The following is a 16586-nucleotide window of genomic DNA, read 5'->3' on the forward strand; positions in this document are numbered from 1 at the left end:
ACCCGATGACCAGCCCGCACGACCTGCTCGCCGCCGTCGCCCGCGGCGTCGACCCCGGCCCCTTCGCGCTCGTGCGCCGCGAGGGCGCCGACCATCTGGAGCTCTTCACCGGCACGGTACGTCCCGTCGACCGGCTCGCCGACGTTCCACTGCCCGACGGGCCGCCCGGCCCCCGCACCCTGGCGCTGGTGCCCTACCGGCAGGTCACCGAGCGCGGGTTCGACTGTGTGGACGACGGCACCCCGCTGGAGTGCCTGGAGATCGCCGGCCACGCCCGGTTGCCCCTGGCCGACACGCTCGCCGCCCTGCCCGACGTCCCCGTGGCCACCGCCGACGCCGGGTTCGACATCGCCGACGCCGAGTACGCCGACATCGTCGCCCGGGTGCTCGCCGAGGAGATCGGCCGGGGCGAGGGGGCGAACTTCGTCATCCACCGCGCCCTGCGGGCCACCGTGCAGGGCTCCCCGCTGGTCGCCGCCCTGGCCGCGCTACGCCGGCTGCTGCTGCGCGAGCGGGGCGCGTACTGGACGTTCGTGGTGCACACCGGGACGCGGGTCCTGGTCGGGGCCAGCCCGGAGCGGCACGTCAGCGTCGACGACGGGCTGGTCATGATGAACCCGATCAGCGGCACCTTCCGGCACGGCGGGACGGCGGACCGGGCGGCGCTGCTGCGCTTCCTCACCGACCCGAAGGAGGTCGACGAGCTGTACATGGTGCTCGACGAGGAGCTGAAGATGATGGCCTGCGTCGCCGAGCACGGCGGGCAGGTCGTCGGCCCGTACCTCAAGGAGATGTCCCACCTGGCGCACACCGAGTACCTGCTGGCCGGGCGGGGCCGCCTGGACGTGCGGGAGGTGCTGCGGGAGACGATGTTCGCCCCCACCGTCACCGGCAGCCCGATGGAGAACGCCTGCCGGGTGATCGCCCGGCACGAGACGACCGGGCGGCGCTACTACGCCGGGGTGCTGGCCCTGCTGGGCCGCGACGACGCCGGCCGGCAGACCCTGGACGCGCCGATCCTGATCCGGACCGCCGAGATCTCCCCCGCCGGCGAGCTGCGGGTGCCGGTCGGGGCGACCCTGGTGCGCCACTCCACGCCCGAGGGCGAGGTGGCCGAGACCCACGCGAAGGCCGCCGGGGTGCTGGCCGCCCTCGGCCTGCGCCCCGACGCCCCCGACCCGGGCCCCGGCCCGGTCGAGCGGCTCGCCGACGACCCGGACGTACGGGCGGCGCTGGCCGCCCGCAACGCCCCGCTGGCCCGGTTCTGGCTCGACCAGCGGCCCACGGGGGCGGTGGCGCTGCCCGGGCTGGCCGGCCGCCGGGCGCTGATCGTGGACGGCGAGGACACCTTCACGGGCATGCTCGCCCACCAGCTACGCGCACTCGGGCTGGCCGTCGAGCTGACCCCGTGGCACCGCGCCGCCACCGACGGGTACGACCTGGTGGTGGTCGGCCCCGGCCCGGGTGACCCCCGCGCGGTGGACCAGCCGAAGATGGCCGCCCTGCGCAGCCTGCTCGCCGGGCGGCTCGCCGCCGCCGCCCCCACCCTGGCCGTGTGCCTGAGCCATCAGCTCCTGGCCGGGCTGCTGGGGCTGCCGCTGCACCGCCGGGACGCGCCCTACCAGGGGTTGCAGCGGGACGTCACGGTGTTCGGCACCAGCCGGCGCGTCGGGTTCTACTCCACCTTCACCCCCGTCGCCGACGCCGACCGGGTGGCCACCGCGTACGGGCCGGTGGAGCTGTCCCGGGACCCCGTCGACCACGCGGTGCACGCGCTGCGCGGGCCCGGCTTCGCCGGCGTGCAGTTCCACCCCGAGTCGGTGCTCAGCCGCGACGGCCTGGCGGTGCTGGCCGACCTGCTCGGGCACCTGCTGTCGGTGCCACCGGGTCGGGCGGCGGCCGGCGCGCACCCGACACCGGCCGGTTCGGCGCCTGGACCCGCCGACCGGGGGTAGGGATGCCGGCGACCGGTGGCCGGACGAGGGCTCTCGTACCGCCACCGGTCGCCGAACGGAAGGAGTCAGCCGGCGGCCATGCCCTTCTTCAGCGCCGCGCCGATCCGCACCGCCCGCTTCGCGGTCAGCGCCGTCGCGCCGAGCGCCACGGAGTCCGGGGCCACCTCGCCGTTGTTGCTGGTGTGCGAGGCGCCGTACGGGTTGCCGGCGATGAACTGGCTCGGTTCGGTGTAGCCGGGGGTGACCACGACGCCGCCCCAGTGGTAGAAGACCGTCAGCAGCGACAGCAGCGTGGACTCCTGCCCGCCGTGGGTGGTCGCCGTCGAGGTGAACGCGGAGTAGACCTTGTCGGCCAGCGCCCCCTGCGCCCACAGCGGGCCGGTGGTGTCGATGAACTGCTTGAGCTGCGCGGCGACCATGCCGTACCGGGTCGGCGAGCCGAAGATCACCACGTCGGCCCAGGACAGGTCGTCGGGCTCGGCCTCCATGACCTCCTGGGTCTCCAGACGGTGCGCCTGCCACCCCGAGTTGGAGCGGATCGCCTCGTCCGGCGCCAGCTCACGCACCTTGCGCAGGCGGACCTCCGCACCGGCCTCCCCGGCGGCCTCGGCAGCCGCGACCGCCATCTGGTACGTGATGCCGGTCGCGCTGTAGTAGATCACCGCGACCTTGATCTGGCCGTCCATCAGATGTTCCTCTCCTCGATTCAGGTCAGCTCCCGCGCCTACCCGTTCCCTTCGGCGGCAAACGCCGGGCCGGTGCCGCCGCCGGCCCGCGCGCTGACATGCTCGACGCATGTCGATCAGGGAGGCCACCGCCGCCGACTGGCCCGAGATCTGGCCGTTCCTGCGCCGGATCGTGGCCGCCGGTGAGACGTACACCTGGCCCCGGGACGTCGACGAGGCGACCGCCCGGCGGCTGTGGCTGCCCGGCCCGCCCGCCCGCGCGGTCGTCGCCGTCGACGACGCCGGGACGGTGCTGGGGACGGCGAAGCTGGCCCCCAACCAGCTCGGCCCCGGCGACCACGTGGCCAACGCGAGCTTCATGGTCTCCCCGGCCGCCGCTGGGCGCGGGGTGGGCCGGGCGCTGGGCGTGCACGTGCTGGACCTGGCCCGGGCCGAGGGCTACCGGGCGATGCAGTTCAACGCGGTGGTGGCCGACAACGAGCGGGCGGTGGCGCTGTGGCGGTCCCTCGGCTTCGCGGTGGTCGGCCGGATCCCCGAGGGCTTCCGGCACCCGAGCCGGGGGTACGTCGACCTGCTCGTCATGCACCGCCGACTCTGACCGGTCAGCGGCCGGGCCCGCCAACATCGACGCCGCGCCGGAACCGGTTCCGTAAACCGACTTATCCGCTGTGGAAGCTACGGATGCTTTCGGTCCACCACGAACCATTGGTGATCATCATTTATCCAGAGTGGATCACAAAAGATGCCCCCTACCAGGGAAAACGTCAGAGATAGATCTTCACAGTGCCGGGTGGGCTGCGGTAGCTTCGGGCCACCTTGCAAGGAGGCTGTCAATGTTTGCTGCGCGGTTCACCCGTGCTCTCGCCGCCGCCGTCACCGGCACGGCTCTGGTCCTGACCTCAACCCACCCAGCGCTCGCCGAACCAGCCACACCAGACGGTCCGCCACCCCCGACAGCCCCGTCGGCCCCACAACCCGAACCGGGAGAGATCGGCACCCACCGCGTACCGCTGCTCACCGGCGACACGGTCACCGTGACCACCGGCGCCGACGGCCGATCGACGTACGCCGTCGACGCCGCCGACGATCCGACCCGGTCCGCCACGTTCACCGTTCAGGGCAGCGGCGACGACCTGTTCGTCATCCCGTCCGACGCGGCACCGTACGTGACCTCCGGTTTCCTGGAGCGCGACCTGTTCAACGTCCGCGAACTGGTCCGCCAGGGAATCACCGGAACCGCGAAGACCCTGCCGGTGATCGTCACCTTCCAGGGCGACCCGGCCCCCAAGACCCTGGCCCGGCAGGCCGACGCGCTGCCGGCCAGCGCGAACGAGCGCACCCTGGCGAGCATCGACGGGGCCGCGCTGAGCGTGTCGACGGCGGACGCCCGGCAGTTCTGGGACGCGCTCGCCCCGGCCACTACCGACCGCACCGCCCGCGCCGCACTCAGCAAGGGCGTCGAGAAGGTCTGGCTGGACCGCAAGTTCACGGTCAACCTGGCCCAGAGCGTGCCCCAGGTCGGCGCCCCCGCCGCGTGGGCGGCCGGCGTCACCGGGACCGGCGTGAAGGTCGCGGTGATCGACACCGGTATCGACCCGGCCCACCCGGACCTGTCCGGCAACATCGCCGGCATCGCCAACTTCACGCCCGAGGCGGACGGGGTCGACTACCACGGCCACGGCACCCACGTGGCCTCCACGGTGGCCGGCAGCGGCGCCGCCTCCGGCGGGCGTCACAAGGGCGTCGCACCGGGCGCCAAGGTGCTCTCCGCGAAGGCCCTCGACCGCGGCGGGTCCGGGCAGGACTCCTGGATCATCGCCAGCATGGAGTGGGCCACCGCGCAGGGGGCCGACGTGGTCAACATGAGCCTGTCGGCGCCCAACACCACCGACGGCACCGACCCGATGAGCCAGGCGGTCGACTCGCTGACCGCCTCCACCGGCGCGCTGTTCGTGGTCGCCGCCGGCAACAACTACGGCGACCTCGCCATCGGCAGCCCCAGCGCGGCGAGCAGCGCGCTGACCGTCGGCGCGGTCGACAAGGCAGACGCGCTCGCTCCGTACTCCAACCGTGGCCCCCGCTACGGCGACGCCGCGGTCAAGCCGGAGATCACCGCGCCGGGCACCGACATCGTGGCGGCCCGCGCGGCCGGCTCCCCCTGGCCGGCAGTGGAAGGGCAGTACACCCGGGTCAGCGGCACCTCGATGGCTACCCCCCACGTCGCCGGCGCCGCCGCGCTGCTCGCCCAGGCCAACCCGGACTGGACCGCGGCGCAGCTCAAGGACGCGCTGGTGACCAGCACCAAGGCCGGCGCCTACGCGTGGTGGCAGGGCGGCACGGGGCGGCTGGACGTCCCGCGCGCCCTCCAGCAGCGCGTCTACGGCACGGCCACGGTCAACGTCGGCAGGATCGCCGACGCGCCGGCGCCGATCGAGCGCAAGGTCTCCTACACCAACTCCGGTGCCGCCCCGGTCACGCTGGGCCTCGCGCTGGACGTGAAGGCGTTCGACGGCAAGCCGATGCCCGCCGGTTCCGCCGCGCTCTCAGCGACCAGCGTGGTCGTGCCGGCGAAGGGCACCGCCGAGGTGTCGCTCACGGTGGACCCGAAGGCCGTCCCTACCGGCGGGTACGGCGGCATGCTGCTCGCCAAGACCGCCGACGGCTCCGTGTCGCTGCGTACCGGGGTGTCCTGGTACAAGGAGACCGCGATGCAGCCGGTGACCGTCCGGCTCATCGGCTCGCGGGGCGATACCCCACGCCCGCAGACGGTGGGCGCGATCCGGGTCGACAACCCGGTCGACAACGACCCGATGACGCTGCCGGCGTACTACGAGATGGCCCGCGACGGTGTCGTGACGATGCTGCTACCGGTCGGGGTGTACGACATCCAGGTAGCGATGATGGAGCACGAGGAGGACGTCCGGCGGGCGACGCTGATGACCGAGACCGAGGTGCAGGTCGACGGGCCGACCACGGTGACGTTGGACGCCCGCACGGCGGTCAACGTCCGGCCGCCTACGGCCGCGCCGACCGACATGCCGAGCGTCAGCTACGGCACCCTGCGCGGGTTGGCCGACGGCTCGGTGCTGCCGTTCTCGATGCTCATCGGCGGCAGCCAGTACGAGGGCTACGCCACGCCGACCAAGCCGGTGAAGATCGGCTTCTTCGAGTTCCACAACCAGTGGACCCTGTCCGAGGCGCTCGTGGACCTGCGGGTGCGGGGCGGGGGCCGGCTCGCACCGGACTACGACCTGCTGTCCGCCAGCGGTCACCTGGACGGCAAGAAGCGAAACCTGCCGATGGTGTTCGCCGGTGCCGGCAGCCCGCAGGAACTGGCCGCGGCCGGCGTCAAGGGCAAGGCGGCGCTGATCCGGATCCAGATCCCGACGGACATGGAGTGGCCGTGGCGGCACGTACAGGCGCAGAACGCGGCGCGTGCGGCACGGGACAACGCGGCAGCCGCGGGGGCCGGACTCGCCCTGATCTATGTGGACGTCGCGAAGGCTCCCGCGCTGCTGGGCAACTTCGTGCCGAGCACCGACACGATGCTCGCCCTCACCCTGTCCCGCGACGAGGGTGAGTCGCTGCGCAGGCGCGGCAGGAGCACCGTCACCCTGGGCGGCACCAGCGGCCCGTCGTACGTCTACCACCTGCGTCGGGACCACCCCAACGGCGTGCCGGGCACGCCGGAACGGCCGGTGGACCCGAAGGCGATGGTGAAGCTGACGACGACCTACCACGCCGACAAGCCGCACATGTTCGACTCGATCTGGGGGACGCTGGGTCCGAGGGACCCGTGGTCCTCGCAGAGCACCTGGCGGTTCCCCGGCCCGACCGCACGTACCGAGTACGTCGGTGAGGGTGACCACCTGCAGTGGCTGCGGTACATCGTGCAGGTCGGCAAGACCCAGGCCGGCAGTGAGGAACAGTTCTGGTGGACCTCGGACGACTACTTCCGGGCGGGCACCCGCAGCCGGGACGAGTCGTGGTTCGCCGCGCCCGTCCGGATCGGGGCGCTCGAGGTCACGTCCCCCGTGGTGCGGCAGAACACCTGCGGGTTCTGCCGGGACGGCGACATCTTCCTCGCCGGGCAGTACTGGCTGGACGGCACCGCCGGACACAGCATGGTCGCGTCCACCGCCAACAGCACCTGGAAGCTGACCCGCAACGGCGTGGTGATCCCACCGCTGGCCTCGTCCCCGCGCCGCTTCCAGCTACCGGCCGGGCCGGGCGTCTACCGCCTGGAGACCACGGACACCGGGTACGGACTCAACTCGGTCCAGACCCTCGCCCCCCGGGTGGACTCCGTCTACACCTTCCGCTCGCAGACCCCGGTGAAGGGCGCCCCAGCCGAGTACATCTGTCCGATCGGCACCGGGTCGTGCGCGTTCCAGCCGGTGCTGCAACTCGACTACGACCTGGCCCTGGATCTGAACAACCAGGCCAAGGCCGGTCGGGGACACCAGTTCACGATCACCGCGGCCGCGCACGGGCTCACCCCCGACAGGTCGCGGGTGAAGGGGATGTCCGTCTCGACGTCGACTGACGGAGGGGCCACCTGGCACCCCGCGCGGGCGGTGTCGACCGGCGGCGGGAAGTTCAACGTCCGCACCGTTCACCCGGCGTTGTCCAGCACGGACGGCTACGTCTGGCTGAACGTCAACGCCTGGGACGCCGACGGCAACCGAACCGAGCAGACCGTCCAGCGGGCATACGCCCTCCGGTAGCTCTCCCGGTGGTGGGGTGCGGTCGGATATCCCGTCCGCACCCCACCACCGTCAGGGAGCCCGGTCAGCGGACCAGGGCGTCCAACAGCCGGTCCAGATCCGTCGCCGGGTCGGCGGTCAGCCCGGTGTGCACCGGGCTGGTCTGGATCATCGTGCTGCGCGGCGCGGCCAGCCAGCGGAACCGCTCCCCGCGCTTCATCCGCCCCGACGGCCCGTCCCCGGCACACGTCCGGTCCCAGGAACCCAGCGCCGCCGCGACCTCGGCCAGGTCCACGTCCGGCGCGAGGGCCCGGACGCGGTCGGCGTCCAGATGGGTACGCGCCGCGAGGAAGTCCCGCCCCTGGCAGTACAGGATCACCCCGACGTTGATCTGCTCGCCGCGCTCGATCCGGGGCACCAGCCGGATCACCGCGTACTCGAAGGGTTCTCTCACGCGGGACTCCCCTGCGGCAGCCAGTCGGCGGTGCGCGCGACCCGGCGGGTGAGGTGGTCGACGTACGCGGCGCGGGCCGCATCGGCGGAGTCGAAGTCCGGCCCGGCCAGCCAGGCGTCGGGGACCAGGGCCAGCACCTCGGCCAGCAGCCCGGGGGTGACCCGGGGCGTCAGGTCCGCGTCCGCCTCGGCCAGCCGGCTCGCGTACGGGGCGAGCACGTGATCATCGGCCCGGTACGCCCGGTGCACCGCAGCCTCGGCACGCGGCCAGTTGTGGTGGAAGTACAGGCAGGCTCCGTGGTCGATCAGCCACAGCTCGCGGTGCCAGATCAGCAGGTTGGGGTTGCGCCAGCTCCGGTCGACGTTCTCGGTGAACGCGTCGAACCACAGCACCCGGGACGCCAGCGCCGGGTCGACCGGGTGCGCCACCGGGTCGTAGCCGAGCGCGCCGGGCAGGAAGTCCATCCCGAGGTTCGGCCCGCCGCTGCCGCGCAGCAGCTCCTGCACCTCCTGGTCGGGCTCGGCCCGGCCGATCACCGGGTCGATGCCGAGGACCACCAGCCGGGGCACCGCCAGCCCGAGCCGACGGGCCAGCTCGCCGCAGATCACCTCGGCGACCAGCGCCTTCGGCCCCTGCCCCGCGCCCCGGAACTTCGCCACGTACGTGCCGAGGTCGTCGGCCTCGACCACACCGGGCAGCGAGCCGCCCTCGCGCAGTGGGGTGACATACCGGATCCCGGTTACCTGACGGAGCACGAACCCACCCTAACCGGGCCGGCACGGGGGCGACCGTACGGGCCCGCCCCGCAGCTCACCGCGCACCGCCCGCTCCGGCAGCCGGGCAAGTGGGCCCGGCGGGGTGTCGGTGCCCGGTCCTATGCTGACCGCCGACCCGGACGGAAGGCGGCTGACCACGTGGCAACGAGCGGGGCGAGGACGAGGACGGCGACACCGGCCGGTTCGGCGGCACTGACCGACGCGGAGGCGCTCGCGCTGCGGACGACCAGCCTGCTGCTGCGCCCCCACCCCACCGCCCGGCCCACCGACGTGGCCGGCGTGGTCGAGTGGTTCGGCGCGATGCAGGCGCAGGACATGGCGAGCGGCCTGTGGTCGCTCGGGCTGCGGCTGCCCGGCTGGACGCAGGCCGACGTGCGGGAGGCGCTGGAGCGTCGGGAGGCGCTGCGCACCTGGCCGATGCGCGGCACCGTGCACCTGGTGCCTGCCCGGGACGCCCGCTGGATGCTGGAGGTGACCGGGGTGCGCATCCTGGACGCCGCCGGGCCCCGGCGGGCGAGCCTCGGCCTCAGCCTGGAAGACGCCGACCGGGCCGCCGACGTGCTCGGCGAGGCGCTGGCCGGCGGCGTCCGGATGACCCGCTCGGAATGCCTGGGCACGCTCAACGCGGCCGGCTTCGACACCACCGAGCAGCGCGGCTACCACCTGATCTGGTACGCGGCCCAGCGCGGCGTCACCTGCATCGCCCCGCACGTCGGCACCGAGCAGACCTTCGCCCTGCTCGACGAGTGGGTGCCCGACCCGCACCGGCCCGACCGCGACGAGGCGCTGGGCATCCTGGCGCTGCGCTACTTCCGCAGCCACGGCCCCACCACCCGGAAGGACTTCGCCGGCTGGACGGGCCTGACCGCCGCCGACGCCAAGCGGGGCATCGCCGCCGCCGGGGCGGCGCTGACCACCGTGACGGTCGACGGGGTCGAGTCGGTGGTCGACCCGGCCCTGCTCGACGCGCCCCGGGAGCCGGTCGACGACGTGCACACCCTGCCCGGCTTCGACGAATACCTGCTGGGCTACAAGGACCGGGCGCTGATGCTCGACGCGGCGCACAAGCAGGCGATCATCCCCGGCGCCAACGGGGTCTTCCAGTCCACGGTGGTGCGCGGCGGCCGGGTGGTCGGCACCTGGAAGCGGACGCTGACCAAGACGAAGGTGAAGGTCGCGGCGCGCCCGCTGGTCGACCTCGACCTCGCCACCCGGGCCCGCGTCGACGCGGCACTGGAGGCGTACGCGGCGTTCATCGGGCTGCCCCTGGCCGTCGAGTGGGCCAACGCCTGACCCGCCGTGTTCGGTGTGGTCATTGCCGGGTCAGTCCGACAATGGCGGCGAGGCGGGCCACGTCGGCGGTGACGAGGGCGCGGCCGGCGGCGTGGGGGTCGCCGAGGTCGAGGTGGGCGCGGGTGATGTCGATCAGGTGGGCGGCCCGGTGTTCGGCGGGGAGCAGATGCCAGCCGTCGCCGCCGGTGGCCCGCCGGTGGATAGTGGCGGCCCGGTGGTGGTCGCCGAGGCGCATGGCGGTCAGGGCGCGCGGTCAGTGCCGCGTCGCCCGCCGTGTCGGCTGTGAAATCGCTGTCCGGTTGTCGGGGCATGGTGATAGACAGCCGGGGTGGAAAAGACTCTGGAGTTTCCCGTTCTGCTCCGGCTGATCGATGAACGGTCGGCCGCCTTCCGCACTGCGGTCGCCTCCGCGCCCAGCCTCGACGTGCAGGTGCCGACCTGCCCCGAGTGGACGCTGTTCGATCTGGCGCAGCACTTGGGCGAGGGACGCCGCTCCTGGGCCGCCACCGTCACCGCAGGGCCTGCCGCCGCGGCCAAGTCCGAATCGAAAGGCCCGGCTGCGCCTCGGGAGCGCGAGGCTCTGCTGGCCTGGTTGGCCGCATCGACGCAGCAGCTACTGGACACACTGCGCGAGGCCGGCCCGGATCACGGCTGCTGGACCTGGTGGGGTGATTCGCAGTCGCCGCAGACCTGCGGTGCCGTCGCCCGGCACCAGCTCCAAGAGATCGCGGTGCATACCTACGACGCCCAGATCACCCTGGGCGCACCGCAGCCACTGCCGGACGAGGTGGCACTCGACGGTGTCGACGAGTTCCTGTCCACTTGCGTCGCGACGACGGGGGCCTGGCCGCACGAGCCCGCTGCCGTCGACTACCACGCCACCGAGGGCCGATCCTGGCGCCTCTCGCTCGCCGCCGACGGCGCACGGAACACCCGCATCGCCACGCCCGGCACAATGCCCGCCACCGCTGCCGGCGAGGACCCGGATGCGGCCGACGCCTCCCTGCGGGGCACGGCCGGTGAGCTGGTCCTGCTCTTCTACGGCCGTATTCCGATGGACTCCCTGAAGCTCGAGGGCGACCGACGTCAGTTCGACCTGCTCATAGCCTGGGACCCGTCTGAGTAGGACGGAGACAGCCGGCCCACCAGTCCGGCGCCGCGCACCGCGACCGCTGGCCGTGCCGCTGGAGTCACCGACAGGCTGGCCTACACCCGTAGTGGTAGTCGCCGTGGCCCCGGTGCCGCAGGGTTCCAGCTGAAGGTCAACTCCTCGTTTGACGCGTGGGGCGAGACGTTGGGGAAGTATTCCGTCTCGCAATGATGCAGATGGAGGTTTGACATGAGAACTCGTCGGTTCTTCACCGCTGCGGCGGTCGGGGTCGCCACGATGCTCGGCGCGGTGGCTGTTGCTCCGGCACCCAAGCAGGCGGCGACCAGTTGGAGCCTGAGCAATTCGCGCGGGGACGTCGTGGGCGCCTGGGTGCACGGCGGGGCTCCGACGGTCGCCTGTACGTGACGGTGAACGTCAAGGACACCGCCCCCCACCCGATCGGGGACCTGCCCTTCAGCCCCTTTGGAGCTGCCCCGTCCACGCTCCCACTCCACCGACAGCACAAACGGGGCAGCTCCAAAGGGGCCAACGCAGGGCACGCCGACCGGCAAAGACCGACCCGGCAGGGGCCGATGGTGTCGGCAGCGCGCGCATCCCCTGGATGCCTGCCAAGCCGGAGACCCTCACGACTTTGCCGGGGCCCTGGGCCCGCCGTCCCATGGGCGATGCCGTGGCGGTAATGAAAGATGGGCCCCTGCCAACGGAATCCGTTGACAGGGGCCCCTTCCTTACTGAGATCGTTGCCGCGCTAGACGCGGGTGATGCGGATCGCGTCGGCGATCACTAGGCCGGTGTTGCCGGACCACCGGCTGACACCCACCTTGTTGGCGTCCCCGGCGGCCAGGGTGAAGTTGCCCAGCGAGCGCCATCCACCACCGTTGGCGGTCTGGTTCAGGTGGACCGTCTGGTTGCCGCTGCTGGTCACCACGACGTACGGCGTGGTGGTGTTGTAACCGGCGACCGCCGGGTACCAGGCCTCCACCCGGTAGGTGGCGGTGGCCGGGATGTTCACCTTGTACCAGGCGGTGTCGCTGGCCGCGACCGGGTCGGCGAACCGGTAGTCGGCGCCGTAGCGCTGCGCCGAGTACGACGAGGTGCCCCAGTTGCTACTCGCGGTGAACCGGCCCGCGGTGGTGTTGTCCACGATGGTCGACCAGGTCGGCGGGGGCGTGGTGGTGCCGGTGACGAGCTGCATGTAGTAGGTCCAGTTCCAGTTCGGACCCGGGTCGGTGTGCGTGGCGCCCGGCACCTGGTTGTGACCGATGATGTTGTTGCGGGTCTTCGGGATGCCGTACTTGTCACACAGGTGCCGCGTCAGCGCCGCCGACGACCGGTACATCGCGTCGGTGTACCAGGAGGCGTTGTTGACGTAGCCCTCGTGCTCGATGCCGATCGACTGGGTGTTGTAGGTCCAGTTGCCGGCGTGGTAGGCGACGTCCTTGTCCCGCACCATCTGGGTCACCGCGCCGTCGGAGGAGCGGAGCAGGTAGTGCGCGCTGGTGCCGGCGGCGGCGTTCTGGAACCAGCTGATCGAGCCGGCGTAGCTGCCCTGCATGGTGTGGATGATGACGTAGTTGATCGGGTACGACGACTCGCGGCTGGAGGCCGTGTAGTTGGACGAGTTCGCCGCCACCCAGGCCGCCGGGCCGTAGTCGGTGCTCTGGGTGCCCATGTCGGCGGCGCCCAGCGGCGCCACCGCCGCGTAGTCGCCCCGCTGGGGCGCGACCGGACGGCCGTCCACGGTGACCTGGCCGGTGGCCGTGGTCGCCCTGAAGCCGCTGCCGAGCAGGTCGTACACGGCGTCGGCGTACAGCCGGGCGGTGGCCTTGTCCGACGAGCCGCCGTAGCGGGCGATCAAGCCGTACCACTGGTTGACGTCGTCGCGCTGCTTCGCGGTGAGCCCGGCCTGATCGGCGTACGAGCGGAGCACCGCCGCAGCGCCGGCGACGTTCGCCGCGTCGCTGGTGCGCAGGTCGGTGCGGTCCAGTCGGGCACGGCGCGCGGCCTCGTCGAGGGTCCGCACCTTCGGGTTGCTGGTCAGGTGCATCACGCCGTACCCGCCGGAGGCACTGGGCTCGCCGTTGTGACCGTCCAGCCGGGTCTCCGCGTACCCGAGCGCGGCGAGCAGGTCGCGCGGCACGTCGGAGCGGGCCGAAGCCTGGTCGAAGGCGGCGGCGAGCGTCTCCGCGCCCTGCTGCGGCGCGGCCTGGGCCGGCTGGCTGGTCAGGCCGATCATCAAAATCGCTGCGCCGCCGAGCAGTTGGCTCACCCGACGCGAGGGTCTCCGAACAGTCACCGTCACTCCTCGTCGACTACAAAGGGCGACTGCAATCATGTCGCCCGGGTCGCCGCACCATATAGCGCGACTTCCGTCTATGTCGAGACCTTGCATCGGGCTTGATGATGATGAAGAATTCCTTCATTTCGTGGGCGTTGGGACAACAGCGGCGTGCCGCCTGGGGCACCCCGCCACCGGCCAGGATCGGCTCGTCGGTCAGCCCGGTGGCGACCACCCGGGGCCGGACCATGGTGGCGCGGCCTTGCCGGAGTGAGTCCTCACTCCGTAGCATGGGGGCATGACGGAGACCTCGGCCCGGCGCCGAGCGCCGGGAATGAGTCCGGAACGCCGACGCGAGATGATCGTGGCGGCGGCGCTGCCGCTGCTGGTCGAGCACGGCGCCGCGGTCAGCACCCTGCAGATCGCGAGGGCAGCCGGGATCGGCGAGGCGACAGTCTTTCGCGCCTTCGCTGACAAGGACGAGTTGTTGGACGCCTGCGTGACGGCGGCTCTGCGCAATGATCACGTCCTGGCCGAGCTCGACGCCGTGCCGCTGGATCAGCCGTTGGCCGCCCGGCTGGCCGAGGTCGCGGCGACCCTGCAGGCCTACCTGGAACGGATGGGTGCGGTGATCGACGCGGTGCACGCGGCCGGCCGTCGAGGCCAGCGCAGCGCGACCGGCGACCGGACCACCGCGACCGGGCGCACCCAGCAGGCCGTGGTCCGGCTGCTGGAACCCGACCGGGCCGCGCTGCGACTGCCGGTCGAACAACTCGCCGTCCTCTTCCTCGGCATGCTGTTCGGCCGGCGGGGAGCACCCGGGGGCGCCGAGACCCCGATCGAGACGCTGGTCGACGTGTTCCTGCACGGCGTGGTGGGCTCCGCGGCCGACGCCGCTGTCATCGCCGGAGGAAGCGCATGAGCATCACGCTGAACCACGCCATCGTGCCCGCCGTCGACAACGAGCGGGCCGCTGTGTTCTTCGCCGGCATCATGGGGCTGCCCTACTCCGGCAGGGTCCGCCACTTCGCGCCGGTACGGGTCAACGAGCAGCTCACCCTCGACTTCATGACCGTCGACCGGCCGGTCGGCCTGCACGTGGCGTTCGACGTCGACCCGGCAACCTTCGACCAGGTCCTCGCCCGGCTGCACGCCGGTGGCGTGCCCTATGGCAGCGAACCCGACGAGCCCGACAACGGCCGCACCGATCACGCGCTGAGCGCCCGCGGCCTCTACTTCACCGACGACGCCGGCAACCTCTACGAACTCATGTCACCTGCGTGACCCTCCGCTGGCGGCGACGCCGCCGGTGGTCTTGAGCGGCCGGGCGGGCAGGCCACCCGTCCCGGTGTCGGGCGACCGTGGCCCGCTGCGGTCCGGCCCGTCCCGCCGTACGCTCGGCCGATGGACGCCACCTTCTTCTTCGACCCCGCCTGCCCGTGGACCTGGCGCACCTCGCGCTGGCTGGTGGCCGTGGCCGACGCCCGCGAGCTGACCGTCGAGTGGCGGTCGTTCAGCCTGACCATCCTCAACGAGGGGAAGGTGGCGCCGCAGTTCGCCGAGGCGATGGCCGCCTCCGGCCGGGCGCTGCGGCTGGTGGAGGCGCTGCGCGCCGAGGGCCGCGGCGACGACGCCGGCCGCTTCTACGCCGAGCTGGGCGCGCGCACCCACGACGCCGGCAACCCGCTGTCGGACAAGCTGGTCGACGCGGCCGTGGAGGCGGCCGGCCTCACCGCCGCCGCGCCGGCCCTCGACGACGACCGCTGGGACGAGGCGGTACGCGAGTCGCACGCCCTGGCGTACTCCTCGGCGGGCCCGGACATCGGCTCGCCGGTGCTGACGGTGCCCGGCGCGGAGCGCGGCATCCACGGCCCGATCCTGACCGAGGTCCCCGGCACCGACGACGCGCTGACCGTGTGGGACTCGCTGCTGCCGCTGCTGCGACTGCCGGCCTTCCAGGAGATCAAGCGGGGCCGCCGCTGACGATCGCGGCGTCCGCCACGACAGGGGCGGTGGGCGTCGGACCCGGCCGGCATGATGGCCGGATGATCGCGCGCTTCAAGGACCTCTGCATGGACGCCAACGACCTTTTCGGGCTGGCCGGCTTCTGGGCCGGTGTGCTCGACGGCGAGGTGGTCGACACCGGCGACGGGGACGCCCGGGTCGACCCCCGGGGTGGTGGCCCCGGCGCCGAGTCGATCTGGGTCAACCGGGTGCCCGAGCCGCGCGCCGCCCAGACCCGGGTGCGCCTCGACCTGCGGCTGGCCGGGCCGGAGCCGACGGAGCTGCTGGCGGCCGGGGCCCGGCTGGTCCGCGAGCCGGACGTGGAAGTGAGCTGGTGGGTGCTGGCCGACCCGGAGGGCAACCAGTTCTGCGCCTTCGCCCCCCGGGAGGGCTCCCGCCCGGGGCCGTTCGAGCTGGCGGTGGACAGCGCCGACCCGGTCGCCCAGGCGACCTGGTGGGCGGGGATCGTCGGCGGCCGGGTGGAAACCACCGCGGAGGGCGTCGCCTCCGTCGTCGGCGCGGCGGGCTTCCCCTGGGACCAGTGGGTCTTCGACGCGGTGCCGGAGCGCAAGCGGGTGAAGAACCGGGTGCACTGGGACGTCGACCTGACCGGCCCCGACGCCACCCGGCTGATCGCCGCCGGCGCGACGCTGCTACGCGAGCCCGACGCCGACATCGGCTGGTGGGTGCTGGCCGACCCGGAGGGCAACGAGTTCTGCGCCTTCGCGCCGCGCCCCAGGCCCTGAGCGCGGCCGCCAGCGCGTCGCCGTCGAAGTCGATACCCCTCCGGCCGGCCCCTGCCTGCCCGATCGGTGGGTAATCGAGCGATCCCCCCGCTGCCGGTCCACCGGTTGGGCAGGATCGTTGACGGCGAGGATCTCCTACCAGGTACGGGTGGCCGCCGTGCCGGCCGTGGTTTGACCGACGCCCGCGGTGGGGTACCGCGACGCCGACGAAGGGAGCGCCGATGTCGGAGCCACATGTCACGCTCGACCCGAGCGGGCTCGACCCCGTGCAGCAGAAGTTGCGGGGCCCGCTGGAGGATCAGCTGACCTCGGCCCTGCAGGCGGCCACCGAACGGATCCGGGTCAGCTACGCGGGCGAGCCGGTCGAGCAGGTCTGCCAGCGGCTGCTGGACGAGACCCGGTCCGGGCTGCACCCGGACATCGCCGCCGGCTTCCAGCCGGACATGGACGAGTTCTGCCGGGTGGCGGTGGCGATCGTCCGGGACGAGATCTGACCACGGTCGCCGGCCCCGACCGGCGGCGTCGGCCCACCGGGTCGGCTCGGGTCAGGACCGGGTCCGCAACTCCCCGGCCCTGA

16 protein-coding genes are annotated in these 16586 nt (G+C 72.8%); 11 read left to right on the forward strand and 5 right to left on the reverse strand.

Going from position 1 to position 16586, the window contains the following annotated elements; translation table 11 throughout:
• Positions 1-5 precede the first annotated feature (5 nt).
• A complete protein-coding gene (locus ACQPZO_RS20235; protein ID WP_433343112.1) occupies positions 6-1955 on the forward strand; it encodes a chorismate-binding protein in 1950 nt (649 codons plus the stop codon).
• A 65-nt stretch (positions 1956-2020) separates the two neighbouring features.
• Here ACQPZO_RS20235 and wrbA read toward each other — a convergent pair whose 3' ends face one another.
• Positions 2021-2641 carry an NAD(P)H:quinone oxidoreductase gene (gene wrbA / locus ACQPZO_RS20240; protein WP_433343114.1) on the reverse strand — a complete coding sequence of 207 codons (621 nt, stop codon included), beginning with the start codon at positions 2639-2641 and terminating at the stop codon, positions 2021-2023.
• A gap of 109 nt (positions 2642-2750) precedes the next feature.
• Between wrbA and ACQPZO_RS20245 the strand changes: the two genes are divergently transcribed.
• Together ACQPZO_RS20245 and ACQPZO_RS20250 are read left to right on the forward strand one after the other, a co-directional pair.
• Entirely contained in the window at positions 2751-3239 is a 489-nt protein-coding gene (locus ACQPZO_RS20245; protein ID WP_433343116.1) for an N-acetyltransferase family protein, read from the forward strand.
• Between the two features lie 235 nt (positions 3240-3474).
• Entirely contained in the window at positions 3475-7368 is a 3894-nt protein-coding gene (locus tag ACQPZO_RS20250) for a S8 family peptidase (RefSeq protein ID WP_433343118.1), read from the forward strand.
• A gap of 64 nt (positions 7369-7432) precedes the next feature.
• Here the strand turns inward: ACQPZO_RS20250 and ACQPZO_RS20255 are convergent, their stop codons facing one another.
• Entirely contained in the window at positions 7433-7801 is a 369-nt protein-coding gene (locus tag ACQPZO_RS20255; protein ID WP_433343120.1) for a DUF3037 domain-containing protein, read from the reverse strand.
• Positions 7798-8556 (reverse strand): HipA family kinase, encoded by a 759-nt coding sequence (locus ACQPZO_RS20260; RefSeq protein WP_405106563.1) that lies wholly within the window; start codon positions 8554-8556, stop codon positions 7798-7800. The genes ACQPZO_RS20255 and ACQPZO_RS20260 overlap by 4 nt, the downstream gene beginning before the upstream one ends.
• 159 nt (positions 8557-8715) lie before the next feature.
• On the opposite strand from ACQPZO_RS20260, the gene ACQPZO_RS20265 reads away from it, so the two are divergent.
• On the forward strand, positions 8716-9870 hold the full coding sequence (locus ACQPZO_RS20265; RefSeq protein ID WP_433343122.1) for a winged helix DNA-binding domain-containing protein: 1155 nt from the start codon (positions 8716-8718) through the stop codon (positions 9868-9870).
• A 19-nt stretch (positions 9871-9889) separates the two neighbouring features.
• Here the strand turns inward: ACQPZO_RS20265 and ACQPZO_RS20270 are convergent, their stop codons facing one another.
• On the reverse strand, positions 9890-10105 hold the full coding sequence (locus ACQPZO_RS20270) for a hypothetical protein (protein WP_433343124.1): 216 nt from the start codon (positions 10103-10105) through the stop codon (positions 9890-9892).
• Positions 10106-10198: 93 nt separating this feature from the next.
• Between ACQPZO_RS20270 and ACQPZO_RS20275 the strand changes: the two genes are divergently transcribed.
• Positions 10199-10996 carry a maleylpyruvate isomerase family mycothiol-dependent enzyme gene (locus ACQPZO_RS20275; RefSeq protein WP_433343125.1) on the forward strand — a complete coding sequence of 266 codons (798 nt, stop codon included), beginning with the start codon at positions 10199-10201 and terminating at the stop codon, positions 10994-10996.
• A gap of 213 nt (positions 10997-11209) precedes the next feature.
• A complete protein-coding gene (locus tag ACQPZO_RS20280; protein WP_433343127.1) occupies positions 11210-11386 on the forward strand; it encodes a hypothetical protein in 177 nt (58 codons plus the stop codon).
• Between the two features lie 343 nt (positions 11387-11729).
• Here the strand turns inward: ACQPZO_RS20280 and ACQPZO_RS20285 are convergent, their stop codons facing one another.
• Positions 11730-13277: an N-acetylmuramoyl-L-alanine amidase gene (locus ACQPZO_RS20285; RefSeq protein WP_433343129.1), complete on the reverse strand. Its 1548-nt coding sequence runs from the start codon at positions 13275-13277 to the stop codon at positions 11730-11732.
• A gap of 280 nt (positions 13278-13557) precedes the next feature.
• Here ACQPZO_RS20285 and ACQPZO_RS20290 point away from each other — a divergent pair, with 280 nt between their 5' ends.
• From ACQPZO_RS20290 to ACQPZO_RS20310, 5 genes are all read left to right on the forward strand, one after another.
• Positions 13558-14181: a TetR/AcrR family transcriptional regulator gene (locus ACQPZO_RS20290; protein ID WP_433343131.1), complete on the forward strand. Its 624-nt coding sequence runs from the start codon at positions 13558-13560 to the stop codon at positions 14179-14181.
• A complete protein-coding gene (locus tag ACQPZO_RS20295; RefSeq protein ID WP_433343133.1) occupies positions 14178-14543 on the forward strand; it encodes a VOC family protein in 366 nt (121 codons plus the stop codon). Before ACQPZO_RS20290 ends, ACQPZO_RS20295 begins: the two co-directional genes overlap by 4 nt.
• A 120-nt stretch (positions 14544-14663) precedes the next feature.
• Entirely contained in the window at positions 14664-15242 is a 579-nt protein-coding gene (locus ACQPZO_RS20300; protein WP_433343135.1) for a DsbA family protein, read from the forward strand.
• Positions 15243-15304: 62 nt separating this feature from the next.
• On the forward strand, positions 15305-16009 hold the full coding sequence (locus ACQPZO_RS20305) for a VOC family protein (protein ID WP_433343137.1): 705 nt from the start codon (positions 15305-15307) through the stop codon (positions 16007-16009).
• Between the two features lie 221 nt (positions 16010-16230).
• Positions 16231-16503: a hypothetical protein gene (locus tag ACQPZO_RS20310; RefSeq protein ID WP_433343138.1), complete on the forward strand. Its 273-nt coding sequence runs from the start codon at positions 16231-16233 to the stop codon at positions 16501-16503.
• The last annotated feature ends 83 nt before the right edge of the window (positions 16504-16586 follow it).

The sequence above is a fragment of the Micromonospora sp. CA-111912 genome, from assembly GCF_050948415.1.
Lineage (GTDB): Bacteria > Actinomycetota > Actinomycetes > Mycobacteriales > Micromonosporaceae > Micromonospora.